Here is a 14,808-nt window from a genome sequence, read left to right on the forward strand (position 1 = left end):
GCATAAGTTTTACTTCAATATTTCTTCTATTCTTTGCAATTCTTGATCAGTGAAATCTAATTTATTAACAATCTCGACATTAGCTTCAATCTGACTTACTTTACTTGCACCTATTAATGCAGTTGTCACACGATTTTTGCGTAGTACCCAAGATAAAGACATTTGCGCTAATGACTGTCCTCTATCTTTTGCAACTTCATTTAACTTTATAACCTTATTAATCTTATCCTCTGTAATATCATTTTCATGTAAGAATACACTTTTCGTTGCTCTTGAACCTTCTGGGATTCCTTTGATATATTTATCTGTTAAGATTCCTTGTGCTAATGGACAAAATGCGATTGATCCAATTCCTTCTTCTTCTAATACATCTAATAATCCATCCTCTACCCAACGGTTAAACATATTATAATTTGGTTGGTGTATAATACAAGGAGTCTTATTTTTTCTTAAGATTGCTGCTGCTTTTTTTGTGTCTTCTGCACTATAATTCGATAATCCTACATACAAGGCTTTTCCTTGTCTTACCGCATCAGATAATGCATTCATTGTTTCTTCTAATGGAGTATTAGGGTCTGGTCTATGATGATAGAAAATGTCTACATAATCAAGCCCCATACGCTTTAGACTTTGATCTAAACTTGATAATAAATATTTTCTTGATCCCCAATCCCCGTATGGGCCTTCCCACATGGTATATCCTGCTTTTGTAGATATAATTAATTGATCTCTATAGCTTTTAAACTCTTCCTTTAATACCTTACCAAAATTCTCTTCTGCAGAACCTGGAACTGGACCATAGTTATTTGCTAAATCAAAATGTGTAATTCCTAGATCAAATGCTTTAAACAATAATGCCTTTTGGTTCTCAAATGGATCAACTGAACCAAAATTGTGCCATAAGCCTAGTGCTACCCTAGGTAATTTTAACCCACTTTTCCCACAATGAATATATTGCATTTGTTCATATCTTTTTTCACTTGCTTGATACATTCTTCTCCTCCTATAAATAGCAAAACCACATATTTATAAAACAATTTCTTTTTACTTTACAACATAGAACTTGGTTGAGTCAAGGTTATATAAGCTTGTCTTTTTGTATTATATTATACATTTATATAATATAATAATATACTAAAAACCTCGAAATTAATTCGAGGCTTTATATAATACTTCATATTTTATTAATTATGTGTATATTACTTTCCAATTAATATATCATTTTCTAATATATGGTGTCCTAACCAATAATCTAAAAATTCTAGGATTTTAAGTAATGACTCAACTTGATTATTATCAATGTCATCTAAATTAATTTCTTCTAATTTCTCAATAAATTGATTATGTTCCATCTTCTGTGTAAACATTCTTTTATAACCGATACTCTCCATATAAGCTTCTTCATCAGCAAAATGCTTTTTGGTATAATTCCTTAATTCCTCAATGATAGCTACAATATGATCATACTTATCTGCAATAAAATCTTGATTTAATAATTCGTATGCCTCTTTTGCGATACGAAATAATTCCCTATGTTGATCATCAACTTCAGTAATTCCTGTTAAATATTCCTCTTTCATTTCAAACATGTAATTATCCTCCGTATAATTTTATTATCTCATTTTATGTATTTATATTAATTTTTATTTAATATAGATTTTAAATATCTAATATTCTTCAAATGCTTGTAGAATGGTGCTATAGATAGCATACCCTATTTCATCCCTCTTTGAATCATCTGCTAGCACTTTAGCATCACTTTTATTGGTTAAAAATGCTGATTCAATTAATATGGCAGGCATTTTCGTATATTTAAGCACTGCTAGATTTGGTCTTGGTTTAATATTACGATTGGTACTATTGATTGCACTTAATAAATTAGGCAAACATAAATTTGCTAATTGATTCGAAGATATTCCCATACGATTGGTTCTTGGATTATTTGGAGAATATTCAATTTCTGTACCTTTTGCTGTCTTACCGGCTGCATTAATATGAATACTAATAAATAAATCTGCTTGCGTCTCATTTGCAAATGTATACCTTGCTATTAATGATGCTTTTGACGTCTTTATTGGATCTGTAGATTTTCCTTTTGTTATCATTTTCTCAAAATCAGTAAGTCTAGTGTAATAAACTTTAATATCAGATTCTCCATCTAAATATTCTTTTGCATGCTGTAGAATACTAAGCGTAAGATTCTTCTCAACTAAAGAATTCCCCATAGCTCCAGGATCAGTTCCACCATGTCCCGCATCAATCACAACAATTTTACCATACATATCTTTTGGTGCCATCACAGTTACAAAGATAGCCTCATCATTCTCTTCAACTGCAAATGCTCTAACTGTTTTTGTTTTTAAATAAATCTTTGTATCACCATTACTATCTAGTTTGACAGAAATTGATTTGATGGAATCATCCATTTCTTCGGGAACATTTTCATTATAAAAGTCAACATAATCTCCTGGAATTGTTATAATAAACTGGCGATTGATATAATCATCCTTTGTTGTAATATTATCTTTCTCTACATCTTCACTTCTTAATATTTTTATTGAATAATCATCTGGTTCCTCGGTACTACTGGAACCTTCATCTCCATCTTCACTATTATCTACTACCTCAGAACTATCACCAGTCTTCGAATCTTGTTTACTATTACTTGCTGGACTTGATTTATTCGTACCTGAATTAAGAACTTGTCCATTTTTGGTATGCCCATTTTGGGCATGTACTTTTTGGGCATGTACTTTATTAGTACACGTTAGTGATAGCATAATAAATAATACCATAAAAAATGCTTTATTCATACTAAACTTTTTCAATTTTCTTATCCTCTTTCTTCATTTAAAACTATGTATATTCACGAAATACTGAGTTTAAAAGTCACTTTCAACATCTATTAGCTCATATCCCCCATTATACCAGTTTTTTCTGTACTTGTCCTTAATATATTCTTACAGTTTTTTTAATTCTTATGAGTTTTCTGTTTTGTGCAAATTGGACTACTTCCTTAATAGTTCATTCGTCTGGCAACTCATTTTTATAATCATACCATACACCTGTGTACCGTGGCCATTATCATCATAAGGTTCATTACGATAATTAATAAAATCTTTGAACGCAACCAATCTATTATCTCCATATACAAAGTCTGGGTGTGGACTTATTCCAGTATCTACGATTGCTACACCAATCTTTTCTCCTTTAATTCCTCTTTCATGAGCATAATTAACTCCTAAAAGATTTCTTGAATGATTCATTTGCGCCATAATCTGAGCATCCACTTCTACTTGCCATTTATCATTATTTGTTTCAATATACTTAAGCTTATTTTTCTTAACCTCAATAACAAAAGAGTCTATCATAGGTAAGTGATAGATAATCTTTCCAAATCTTTCAATCTCATACTGTTTATTTTCATATTCATCACACTTAACAATGAGTTGAACATGCTTTTTGTCAGGCTTTGTGATTACTTTATTATTTGGTTCTCTAATATTATTAATGTAAAGATTATCATATCCACTATCTTCTAATCTTCTCTTACTAACAATTACGAGCACGAAATATAGTAGTATAAAATTATCCAACCTATCTCCTTCTTCTCACCCTAAAGTCCACATTCAACTTATGAAACTCATACAATAGGTTCACTTAAACATTAGAACATAATGTAATGAATTGGATGGTGAAACTATCATTTTCACATTATCCATATATAATATTCAGATTTAGGCTTGATTGAGACTCTTATTTTATGAGAAGTTATTAATCATAACGAAAAACTTATTCTTATGATAATCTCCTTTTCACCAAAATCTAATTTTCAGAATTTGCATCTTGTGTTGTTCTCTTCATTTATCCTTATTTGATAAGAAAATATCCTGCAATAGTCTAAAAATGTCATTATAAGATGAAAATTATTTTTAAAAAAGTTGAAATAAATAGGAAAATGACCAAGCAGTGTTACATAAGATACACTATAATTAATTTATAGGAGGAACAAAAATGAGTGATTTAGCAGCAACTAGTTGTGGTGGAGGATGTGACTCTAATAATAATAGCTGTATTTGGATTATCTTAATATTATTATGCTGTTGCGGAAATGGCAGTGGATTTGGTGGATTTGGAAGTAGTAACGGCGACTGCAGCTGTATTATCTGGATTTTACTTATTCTTTGCCTTTGCGGCGGAAACTCTTTCTTCTAGGAACAACTAAAACTTAATTTATTGCTTAATCTCTGTATTCGTAGTTTCTTAATTAACTTGTTATATGAGACCTGAAAACTTTCAATCAGAAAAGTAATACGAAAAAAGCTGCTTAAAGCAGCTTTTTTCGTATATATGCATTCTAAAACAATTCTAAGTTTCATTAAGTCAAATTTCCATATTAAATTCTATACTATACTTGATAAATTCATACAAAACAATATTTATTACCATAATTGTAACGTAACACACTGTAGTGACTTTTACTTTTACAAGTATATAAAGTTCCTTATATGTTTATTTTATAGATGAATTTATCAAGTATTCATTGAAATAGTTACTATAAGCTTGAATTAGTTATTTATTAATTTATCCTTATTCTTTAATCTTTCTTTCAAACATTTAATACATTCCTCGTCAATCTCATATACCGTATTATCTTCAATAATTAATCCAGATGACTCTATTTTTAAGTCACCTAATATATCAAAATCATCAGAATCATCCTGCTGCATCTGATAATCATAAAATTCATAATCTATATATTGATTTTCTTTCTTCCTATAATCCATTTCTATATTCTCCTCTTCTTTGTATCCTTACTATATATTAATATATGTTATTTTTTCTACAAATGTCCTTAAAAACTTGAATCATTTTCCCTTATCCTATATAATTAGATTAATTTAACTTATCTGTACTTTTAAACTTTAACACGTTAATCAGTAAGCTTGCATGAATCAAATATTTATTAGCCTATATAATATGTAACATATAAATTTACTATCTTATGTTTAACAAACAAAACTAGGCGTTTGAGTAATGAATAGATAATATGATAATTGTGATAAGACAACTAAAATATAAAAAAGGAGTGATATTATGTCAGGTTCCATTTATGGTAATTTATTTCGAATATCGAGTTGGGGTGAATCTCATGGAAAAGGGATTGGTGTTGTTGTTGACGGCTGCCCAGCTGGACTTTCAATCGATGAAGCAATAATACAAACCTTCTTAGATAGAAGGAAGCCCGGTCAAACCAAATACTCTACTCCACGAGTTGAGAGTGATAAGGTTGAAATACTCTCAGGAACGTTTGAGAATCTTACTACAGGAACACCAATATCTATGGTAGTTATGAATCAATCACAACGTTCTAGCGACTATTCTGACATTGCTTCTTATTACCGACCTGGACACGCTGATTATACTTATGACGAGAAATACGGATTTCGTGATTACCGTGGTGGAGGCCGTTCCTCTGGTAGAGAGACGATTGCTCGAGTTGCAGCTGGCGCAATTGCTTCTAGCATACTAAAGGAACTTGGTATATCTGTATTTGCTTATACCAAATCAATTGGCAATATTACAATTAATGAAAGCAAAGCTAATTTAGATGATCGAATGAAAAGTCCATTCTATATGCCTGATTTAGAAGCTTCCTTAAAAGCAGAAGACTTTCTTCAAGAACAAATGTTAAAAAAAGATTCCGTAGGTGGAATCATAGAATGTATTGTAACTGGTATGCCTGTAGGGGTTGGCGAACCTAATTTTGATAAATTAGATGCCAATCTCGCGAAAGCCGTTATGTCGATTGGTTCAGTTAAAGGTATTGAATTCGGCTCAGGATTCGAATCCGCCAATTCCACTGGCTCTATTAATAACGACAACTTCCGTTATGTTAATGGTATCCTTACCAAAGATACCAATCATTCAGGTGGAATACTAGGTGGGTTAAGTGATGGTTCCGATATTGTACTTAGAGCAGCAATTAAGCCTACTCCTTCTATTGCATCCACTCAGGAAACAGTAAATAAAGATAATGAAAATATTTCAATAAATATTAAAGGCAGACATGACCCTATTATTGTTCCAAGAGCTGTTGTTGTTGTAGAGTCCATGGTGGCCATTACCCTTGTTGATATGCTTTTTATGAGTATGACTTCTCGTATGGATAATGTAAAAGAATTTTTCAAAAAATAGAAGTTAATAAGTTTATCACATTCTAGTTTATAAAATAGCGTATGATTATAGTTCATACAGAGACACAGTCTCTTTATGTATTATATTCATACGCTATTCTTTTACGTATTGATGTGATAAACATGCTAGGTTGCTTAGGACACCATTCACTACCTCATTTCTACAATATGTCATTTTTCAGCTTCTCTAAGTAATTTTTATTAACTTGTTAGGATGTCAAAGGTCTTATTTTAATTTACTTAGTGTATATTGCTGTATTAAGAGTGAAAGAAAAATGCTTTCATTCTTAACGTTTGTGTTTCACATTTGCAAGTAAGTGAAATCACCACACTAAATTATTTGACGAACAAAGTGAGGAGTTTGAACTTTTTATATCTGTTTTATCAAAGTGATAAAACATTAGTAACTTCCAAACGAGGAAATGGAGCAGCGATGAAAAAGTTTGAATCATGGTAATTTAGATAACCTAACATATGAATTTATCAAGTATTCGAGAAACTTATTACTGGGAAGCTATGTATTAATGTACGTTTATAATAATTTAAACCTAGAACTGCATAAATTTTCATAAATATATTGACAACTTCCATATAATGCTTATAATAAATATGTTTAGTGTAACTAAACTTACTGTTTAACATCAGTGTGACCAATAATCACTTAATCTATAAAATAACATCAAACTTAGGAATGATATGAAAATAAAAGGGAAGTGAATTTTGAATTATGAATATAGGACATAAAATAAAAGAACTTCGAGTTCAAAAAGGACTAACACAGGAGGAACTTGCAGACCGTTCTGAATTATCTAAGGGATTTATCTCCCAATTAGAACGTGACTTAACCTCTCCTTCGATTGCAACATTGGTAGATATTCTTCAATGCCTTGGAACGAACTTAGAAGAATTTTTTACTAATACTTCTTCTGAACAGGTTGTATTTAAGAAAACAGATTTCTTCGAAAAATATGACGCCGACTTGAAAAGTGAAATAAAATGGATTATCCCAAATGCTCAGAAAAACATGATGGAGCCTATTTACCTTACACTAGATACTGGAGGCTCAACATATCCTGATAATCCTCATGAAGGTGAAGAATTTGGCTATGTTCTGAATGGCAACATTACGATTCACATTGGTAACAAGACTTACAAGGCGAAAAAAGGAGAAGCTTTTTATTTTACTCCAAATAAAAAACATCATATCAGTGCCTCAGGAAAAACTGGTGCAACTCTTATATGGGTGTCGACACCGCCAAGTTTTTAACCAGAATAAATATGACTATATAAACTTTACGATTTAGGAGGAATCATAATGGCTAACGATAAATTAATTGATCTAGTTAATATACGCAAAGCTTATAATAATAATGTCGTATTAGACGATTTAAATCTCTATATCAAGAGAAATGAATTTTTAACACTACTTGGCCCAAGTGGCTGTGGTAAGACAACGACACTTCGAATCATTGGCGGTTTTGAGAACCCCGATTCAGGAAGTGTAATCTTTGAAGGAAATAATATTACCAAGCTTCCTCCAAATGAAAGACAATTAAACACAGTGTTCCAAAAATATGCTCTTTTTACGCATATGACAATTGCTGAAAATATTGCTTTTGGACTTAAGATTAAGAAAAAATCAAAATCTTATATACAAGATAAAATAAAGTATGCTCTAAAACTAGTAAATCTAGATTGCTATGAGAATCGTACCGTAGACTCTCTTAGCGGTGGTCAACAACAGCGTATTGCTATTGCAAGAGCTATCGTAAACGAACCAAAAGTTCTTCTATTAGATGAACCACTTGGTGCACTTGACCTTAAGCTCCGTCAAGATATGCAATATGAATTAATCCGTTTAAAAAATGAATTAGGTATTACATTTATCTATGTTACTCATGATCAAGAAGAAGCTTTAACGATGTCGGATACCATCGTTGTTATGAATCAAGGCTACATCCAACAGATTGGTACACCTGAGGATATCTACAATGAACCTAAGAATGCCTTTGTTGCTGATTTTATTGGAGAAAGCAATATTATTCCCAGTACAATGGTTGAAGATAAAGTGGTAAATATTCTTGGAACAAAATTCCCTTGTGTAGATACTGGCTTTGGTAAGAATCAACCAGTTGACGTAGTCATTCGTCCTGAGGATATCGAATTGGTTAGACCTGAGGATGGTATTATCAAAGGTCAAGTAACTTCCCTTATCTTTAAAGGTGTTCATTATGAAATGGGAGTTATGGCAAATGGTCATGAATGGCTTGTACATAGTACTACTCTCTCCCCAGTTGGAAATGAAGTTGGTTTAAAAGTTGATCCATATAATATTCAGATTATGAATAAACCTGCTTCTGAAGATGAAGAGGCGGTGATCGTGAATGAATAAAAAGACCTTCCTATCCTTTCCGTATTTACTTTGGATGGTAGCTTTTATCGTAATTCCTTTATTTGTAATCGTATATTATGGTTTTACTGCTATGGACGGTAACTTCACAATCGATAATGTTAAAAGTATTCTAGATCCGATTAATCTAAAATCATTATGGCTTTCCTTAGAATTAGCATTTATAAGTACGTTAATCTGTCTGATCCTAGCCTATCCATTAGCAATGATTCTTAAGGGAATGAATATGAATAATAACAGCTTTATCGTGCTTATATTTATTCTTCCTATGTGGATGAACTTTTTACTTCGTACTTTGGCTTGGCAGACATTATTAGATCGAAGTGGCATTATTAATACCGCTCTTACTGCTCTTCATCTTCCAACAATTGATGTCATCAATACACCAGCTGCTATTGTGATTGGTATGGTATATAACTTTTTACCTTTTATGGTATTACCAATCTATAATGTACTAATTAAAATTGATAACAATACCATTAATGCAGCAAGAGATCTTGGTGCAAATAATATTCAGACTTTTATAAAGATTATTTTCCCACTTAGTTTTCCCGGTGTCGTTAGTGGTATTACTATGGTATTTGTACCTGCAATGACTACTTTCGTTATTTCGGATTTACTTGGTGGAAGTAAGATCTTGTTAATTGGTAATGTCATCGAACAAGAATTTACGGTATCAAATAATTGGAATGTAGGATCCGGTCTTTCCCTTGTATTAATGATATTTATTCTATTCAGTATGGCTTTAATCGCCAAATATGATAAAGCATCGGAGGGAACAAATCTATGGTAAAGAAGATATCACAGCGAATATATATTTTTTTATTGTTCCTATTCCTATACGCTCCAATCTTAACATTAATCGTCCTTTCTTTTAATGCTTCAAAATCAAGAGCAAGATGGGGTGGCTTTACACTTGAATGGTATACCGAGTTATTTAACGATGAGCAGATTATGACCGCTTTGACTACAACACTTATCATCGCGTTTTTATCTGCGCTTATAGCAACTGCGCTAGGAACCTTCGCTTCTATTGGAATCAATTCTATGAAAAGAAGATGGAAGTCCTTATTCTTAAACATAACAAATATTCCTATGTTAAATGCAGACATCGTTACTGGTATCTCTTTAATGTTATTATTTATAGGCTTTCGTGAACTTTTTAAAATTGACTTTGAACTTGGATTTACCTCTGTGTTAATCTCACATATTACTTTTAATATACCTTATGTTGTTCTAAGTGTTATGCCAAAATTATCACAGACAGATAAATCAACTTATGAGGCTGCACTTGACCTTGGTGCCACTCCAGCCTTTGCTTTCTTTAAAGTTATCTTACCGGATATCTTTCCTGGCGTAATAACTGGATTTTTATTAGCGTTTACCATGTCTTTAGATGACTTTGTAATTACTCATTTTACAAAGGGTCCTGGAATTGATACCTTATCTACTAAGATATATACTGAAGTTAGAAAAGGAATTAAACCAGAGATGTATGCACTATCTACGTTACTCTTCGTAACTGTACTTGTACTTCTATTAATTATTAATAGTAAATCAAGCAAGCATCAACGTGCTTAAAATACGTTGATTCTATTACTCTAACTATATATAATGATTTGCCCGTCAAATGACCTGATTCAAATACTAACCTGGCAATTTGCACAAAACAGAAAAAGCGAATGCGCCTTTGAATATGTATTAGAAGATCTTGTTCTCGGATCATTTCGTGTTATATGCTAGGACAGATCTGTCTGAACGAAGTGAGTTATCTGTCCTAGCATATGTTTTACACAAAATGAACTGAGAACTAGATCTTCTTATACATATTCAATGAAGCATGAGTTTTCCTGTTTTGTGTAAATTGCCTAGACTACCTTAAGCAGGTCATTTGTCGGGCAAATCATATACTTCAATCAAGAGAGGAACTTATAAAATGAAAAAAGCTTCAATATTACTACTACTTGCATTTTCTAGCATTTTTATTCTAAGTGGTTGTAAAAAATCCGATGTTGGTAAAAATGGCGACGTTTATGTATATAACTGGGGTGAATACATGGATGAAGATGTCATTGATATCTTCGAAAAAGAAACAGGAATTAAAGTTCATTATGACTTCTATGTTACGAATGAAGATATGTACCCAAAAGTAAAAACCGGTGCTGTTGATTATGATCTTATCTGTCCATCTGATTACATGATTCAAAGGATGATTGATGAAAAATTACTAGCAGAAATCAACTTTGATAATGTACCAAACATAAAAAATATTGATAAGACTTACCTAGATAAGTCAAAAGAATTTGACCCCGAAAACAAATATTCTGTTCCATATTGTTGGGGAACTCTAGGTATTCTGTATAACAAAAAGATGGTAAAGGAACCAATTGATAGTTGGTCTGTTCTATTTGATAAAAAATATAAAGATAATATCTTAATGATTAATAGTGTTAGAGATGCTATGGGAATCGCTCTTCGTTATTTAGGTTATTCCTTAAATACAACGAATAAAGATGAAATCAAACAAGCAAAAGAATTGTTAATCAAACAAAAAGAATTAGTTCAAGGATATTTCGTAGATGAAGTTCGAGACAAAATGATTGGTAATGATGCTGCAATCAGCGTTATCTACTCTGGTGAGGCAAACTTTACAAAACGTGAAAATAAAGATCTTGAATATGTTGTACCAAAAGAAGGTTCTAACGTATGGATTGATTCTTGGGTTATTCCAAAGAATTCAAAGAATAAAGAAAATGCTGAGAAATTCTTAAATTTCCTATGCAGAGCGGATATTGCAAAAAAGAACTTTGATTATATTACATATTCAACACCTAATTCCGCTGCAAAGGCTCTTTTAGATAAAGAGACACAAAATAATAAAGTAGCTTTTCCTGATGCTTCCCTTTTAGATAATTGTGAAACCTTCCACTATCTTGGTCAGAAAATGGAAGACTATTATAATGAGCAATGGAAAGAAATTAAGTCTCACTAATATTTTCAGCATTTTGCTCAAGAAAGACTATTTATAGTTACAATTGATATAGTTTTCATCTATTTAACTACCACAAAATAACAAATACACAAATGCACTTATCCAATATTTTTTCCAATCTTATGTATTTTTGGAGAAAAAGTCAAATGTATAAGTGCATTTTTTATATATAAAATCACAAATAGAATTCATGAAACAGTAAATATTGTTGACAGTTATAATTTTTTCTGATAACATTATCGATATCAAAAGGGAGTAGCTAACATGTCATTTCAATATGTTTGCGTTTGCGTCATTTCGATTATTTATGTATTAAGATAGATAATCTGCTTCGTAACTAAGTAGCGAGACTTTTGTTGTAATATACCATCGAGCATATGCAGCAAAAGTCTTTTTTGCGCGCTCAAAAACTATTGAATGAGGAGAGATGCTATGAATCGTGACTATCAACAAAGTAAAGAAAGCCTGTATGATAAATATCATACAAACCCAAATGGATTAACAAAGGATCAAGCTAAAGAGAAATTAATTCAAGAAGGTTATAATGAACTCGTAGGAAATCAGAAAAAGAGCTTGTTTATTATCTTTCTGGAGCAATTCAAAGACTTCTTAGTAATTATACTACTAATTGCTGCAACAATATCTGCTTTTCTAGGTGATATGGAAGGTGCAATTGTAATATTTACTGTTGTAATACTAAATGCTATATTAGGAATGTTTCAACATAAGAAAGCTGAAAAATCCTTAGATAGCTTAAAACAATTATCTACACCAAATGCAAAAGTTATTCGTGATGGTGTAACGGAAATTATCTTATCACGAGAAGTTGCGGTAGGTGATATTGTTCTACTTGAAGCTGGTGATTATATCTGCGCTGACGGTCGTATCATCGAAAATGCAAGTCTAAAAGTGAACGAAAGTGCTCTAACAGGTGAAAGTCTAAATGTTGAAAAACAAGATCTCATAATTGAAAAAGAAGTACCATTAGGTGATCGTATTAATATGGTATACGCTGGTAGCTTTGTTACTTATGGACGTGCAAGCTTTTTAGTAACGAATACTGGTATGAATACTGAAGTTGGTAAAATTGCTACTCTATTAAAAGAAACTAAAGAGCACAAAACACCATTACAAGTGAACCTAGATCGTTTTGGTAAAAACTTATCCATTGTAATACTTGCAATCTGTGCTGTACTCTTTGCAGTTAGTGTATTACAAGGAACTAGCGTAATTGATGCATTTACCTTTGCTGTTGCTCTAGCTGTTGCTGCCATACCAGAAGCCTTAAGTTCTATTGTTACGATTGTATTAGCCTTCGGAACTCAGAAAATGGCTAAGGAAAATGCAATCATACGTAAAATTCATGCTGTTGAAGGCCTTGGAAGTGTTTCTATCGTATGTTCTGATAAGACAGGAACTTTAACTCAGAATAAAATGACCGTGATGCATGCTTATGTGAATGTTCAAACTCACAAGACGGATCAATATACCTTAGATAATAAAACAAGAGATAAGTTATTAAAGTACAGTGTATTATGTAATGATGCTAGTAATATCGATGGAAAAGAAGTTGGTGACCCTACCGAGGTAGCATTAATTAATTTAGCTCTTACGATCGAGAAAGTATCAAATAATAAGAATGTAAATCCTGAATTTATTAGAAGGCAATATGGACGTATCAGTGAAGTTCCATTTGATTCTGATCGTAAGTTAATGTCTACGTTATGCAATATAGATAATCAAAATGTTATGATTACCAAAGGTGCCGTTGATGTTCTATTAAATCGTATCTCAAGTATTGAAATTGACCAGCAAGTAAGAGAAATTACCGAAGACGATAAGAAAAATATTGAGAAAATGAATATGCAATATTCCGAACAAGGACTTCGTGTATTAGCGTTTGCATATAAAAATGTTACTGATCAAAGTATCACTTTAGATGATGAAAATGATTTAACTTTCATTGGCCTTATCGCTATGATGGATCCTCCAAGACTAGAATCCAGAGATTCTGTTCTTCGTTGTATCGAAGCTGGTATTCGTCCAATCATGATTACTGGCGACCACAAGATTACTGCTGCTGCAATTGCAAAGGAAATAGGAATCTTAAGAGATGGCGATATTGCGGTAGAAGGTGAAGAAATTGAATCATTAACTGATGAAGAATTAAGAACATTTGTTGATAAAGTAAGTGTTTATGCTAGGGTATCTCCTGAACATAAGATTCGTATAGTTCGTGCATGGCAAGAAAAGGGTAACATCGTTGCAATGACAGGCGATGGTGTAAATGATGCACCTGCATTAAAACAAGCGGATGTTGGTGTAGCCATGGGTATTACGGGAACCGAAGTTGCCAAAGATGCTGCTTCTATGGTATTGACTGATGATAACTTTGCAACCATTGTAAAAGCAATTGAAAATGGACGTAATGTTTACGCAAATATCAAGAAATCAATTAAGTTCCTGTTATCTGGTAATACTGCTGGTATTCTATCCGTATTATATGCTTCACTTTTAGGTTTAGCAGTACCTTTTGCATCGGTTCATTTACTATTTATCAATCTACTAACAGATAGTCTTCCTGCAATCGCGTTAGGTTTAGATAAGCATTCCAAAGAGGTAATGAAGGATGCCCCAAGACGAAAAGACGAATCAATATTAACGAAATCCTTCTTACTTAATATACTATTTGAAGGATTGATCATTGCTATATTAACGATGTCTGCTTACTATATTGGCCTAGAAAATGGTGGCATTAAAACTGCAAGTACAATGGCATTCGCAACCCTATGTTTATCAAGACTTGTACATGGTTTTAATAGTAAATCAGAACAATTCATATTATTTAAAAAGGAAATCTTTAATAACAAATATTTAATCGGTGCTTTTGCAGTTGGATTTATATTACTTAATATTGTGCTTTTCGTTCCAGCCTTCTATTCTGTATTCGAGGTTGTACAATTAGAGATAAATCAAATATTAACGATATATGGATTGGCATTCTTAAATTTGATTGTGATTCAATTATCTAGAGTTATTAAAAATGCTATTCAAAAATAAGCTTTAAAAGAAATCAAAATGTATGCTTAAAGTAGCCTATAAAAGCAACCTGTAATTGATCCATTTTTTATGATTACAGGTATAAGTACAAAAAGGTAGAGCCTAAGAAAAGGTTCTACCTTTTTCTTAGGCTCTACACTCTACTAAAT

At 31.9% G+C, this 14,808-nt stretch carries 11 protein-coding genes and 1 pseudogene; 7 read left to right on the forward strand and 5 right to left on the reverse strand.

Annotation, left to right across the window (positions count from 1 at the left end):
- Window positions 1-9 precede the first annotated feature (9 nt).
- The 4 genes from mgrA to bsdtb5_RS16465 form a co-directional block, all read right to left on the reverse strand.
- Window positions 10-993, reverse strand: coding sequence for an L-glyceraldehyde 3-phosphate reductase (gene mgrA, locus bsdtb5_RS16450; protein WP_271713063.1), 984 nt, complete (start codon window positions 991-993; stop codon window positions 10-12).
- A gap of 206 nt (window positions 994-1,199) precedes the next feature.
- On the reverse strand, window positions 1,200-1,589 hold the full coding sequence (locus tag bsdtb5_RS16455; RefSeq protein ID WP_271713064.1) for a bacteriohemerythrin: 390 nt from the start codon (window positions 1,587-1,589) through the stop codon (window positions 1,200-1,202).
- Between the two features lie 78 nt (window positions 1,590-1,667).
- Window positions 1,668-2,828, reverse strand: coding sequence for an N-acetylmuramoyl-L-alanine amidase family protein (locus tag bsdtb5_RS16460; protein ID WP_271713065.1), 1,161 nt, complete (start codon window positions 2,826-2,828; stop codon window positions 1,668-1,670).
- A 180-nt stretch (window positions 2,829-3,008) separates the two neighbouring features.
- The gene (locus tag bsdtb5_RS16465; protein WP_271713066.1) at window positions 3,009-3,596 is read right to left on the reverse strand and encodes a S8/S53 family peptidase; all 588 of its coding nucleotides are present in this window, start codon (window positions 3,594-3,596) and stop codon (window positions 3,009-3,011) included.
- Window positions 3,597-4,014: 418 nt separating this feature from the next.
- Here bsdtb5_RS16465 and bsdtb5_RS16470 point away from each other — a divergent pair, with 418 nt between their 5' ends.
- Window positions 4,015-4,215 (forward strand): chorion class high-cysteine HCB protein 13, encoded by a 201-nt coding sequence (locus tag bsdtb5_RS16470; protein ID WP_271713067.1) that lies wholly within the window; start codon window positions 4,015-4,017, stop codon window positions 4,213-4,215.
- A gap of 353 nt (window positions 4,216-4,568) precedes the next feature.
- On the opposite strand, the gene bsdtb5_RS16475 is transcribed toward bsdtb5_RS16470, so the two are convergent.
- Window positions 4,569-4,787 carry a hypothetical protein gene (locus bsdtb5_RS16475; protein ID WP_271713068.1) on the reverse strand — a complete coding sequence of 73 codons (219 nt, stop codon included), beginning with the start codon at window positions 4,785-4,787 and terminating at the stop codon, window positions 4,569-4,571.
- 310 nt (window positions 4,788-5,097) lie between these two features.
- Here bsdtb5_RS16475 and aroC point away from each other — a divergent pair, with 310 nt between their 5' ends.
- From aroC to bsdtb5_RS16510, 6 genes and pseudogenes are all read left to right on the forward strand, one after another.
- Window positions 5,098-6,198 (forward strand): chorismate synthase, encoded by a 1,101-nt coding sequence (gene aroC, locus bsdtb5_RS16480; RefSeq protein ID WP_271713069.1) that lies wholly within the window; start codon window positions 5,098-5,100, stop codon window positions 6,196-6,198.
- A 726-nt stretch (window positions 6,199-6,924) separates the two neighbouring features.
- Entirely contained in the window at window positions 6,925-7,464 is a 540-nt protein-coding gene (locus bsdtb5_RS16485) for a helix-turn-helix domain-containing protein (protein ID WP_271713070.1), read from the forward strand.
- Between the two features lie 48 nt (window positions 7,465-7,512).
- Window positions 7,513-8,589, forward strand: a complete 1,077-nt coding sequence (gene potA / locus bsdtb5_RS16490) for a spermidine/putrescine ABC transporter ATP-binding protein (protein WP_271713071.1) — start codon at window positions 7,513-7,515, stop codon at window positions 8,587-8,589.
- Window positions 8,582-9,400: an ABC transporter permease gene (locus tag bsdtb5_RS16495; RefSeq protein ID WP_271713072.1), complete on the forward strand. Its 819-nt coding sequence runs from the start codon at window positions 8,582-8,584 to the stop codon at window positions 9,398-9,400. The genes potA and bsdtb5_RS16495 overlap by 8 nt, the downstream gene beginning before the upstream one ends.
- Window positions 9,394-11,599, forward strand: a pseudogene (locus bsdtb5_RS21975) (extracellular solute-binding protein). The gene bsdtb5_RS16495 and the pseudogene bsdtb5_RS21975 overlap by 7 nt, the downstream one beginning before the upstream one ends.
- A 432-nt stretch (window positions 11,600-12,031) precedes the next feature.
- Window positions 12,032-14,659: a cation-translocating P-type ATPase gene (locus tag bsdtb5_RS16510; RefSeq protein WP_271713073.1), complete on the forward strand. Its 2,628-nt coding sequence runs from the start codon at window positions 12,032-12,034 to the stop codon at window positions 14,657-14,659.
- Window positions 14,660-14,808 lie beyond the last annotated feature (149 nt).

Source organism: Anaeromicropila herbilytica (genome assembly GCF_016591975.1).
Taxonomy (GTDB): Bacteria; Bacillota; Clostridia; order Lachnospirales; family Lachnospiraceae; genus Anaeromicropila; species Anaeromicropila herbilytica.

Coding starts and splice junctions, on each gene's coding strand:
- mgrA (WP_271713063.1), bottom strand. CDS start 993: ATGTATCAAGCAAGTGAAAAAAGATATGAACAAATGCAATATATTCAT.
- bsdtb5_RS16455 (WP_271713064.1), bottom strand. CDS start 1,589: ATGTTTGAAATGAAAGAGGAATATTTAACAGGAATTACTGAAGTTGAT.
- bsdtb5_RS16470 (WP_271713067.1), top strand. CDS start 4,015: ATGAGTGATTTAGCAGCAACTAGTTGTGGTGGAGGATGTGACTCTAAT.
- bsdtb5_RS16475 (WP_271713068.1), bottom strand. CDS start 4,787: ATGGATTATAGGAAGAAAGAAAATCAATATATAGATTATGAATTTTAT.
- aroC (WP_271713069.1), top strand. CDS start 5,098: ATGTCAGGTTCCATTTATGGTAATTTATTTCGAATATCGAGTTGGGGT.
- bsdtb5_RS16485 (WP_271713070.1), top strand. CDS start 6,925: ATGAATATAGGACATAAAATAAAAGAACTTCGAGTTCAAAAAGGACTA.
- potA (WP_271713071.1), top strand. CDS start 7,513: ATGGCTAACGATAAATTAATTGATCTAGTTAATATACGCAAAGCTTAT.
- bsdtb5_RS16495 (WP_271713072.1), top strand. CDS start 8,582: ATGAATAAAAAGACCTTCCTATCCTTTCCGTATTTACTTTGGATGGTA.
- bsdtb5_RS16510 (WP_271713073.1), top strand. CDS start 12,032: ATGAATCGTGACTATCAACAAAGTAAAGAAAGCCTGTATGATAAATAT.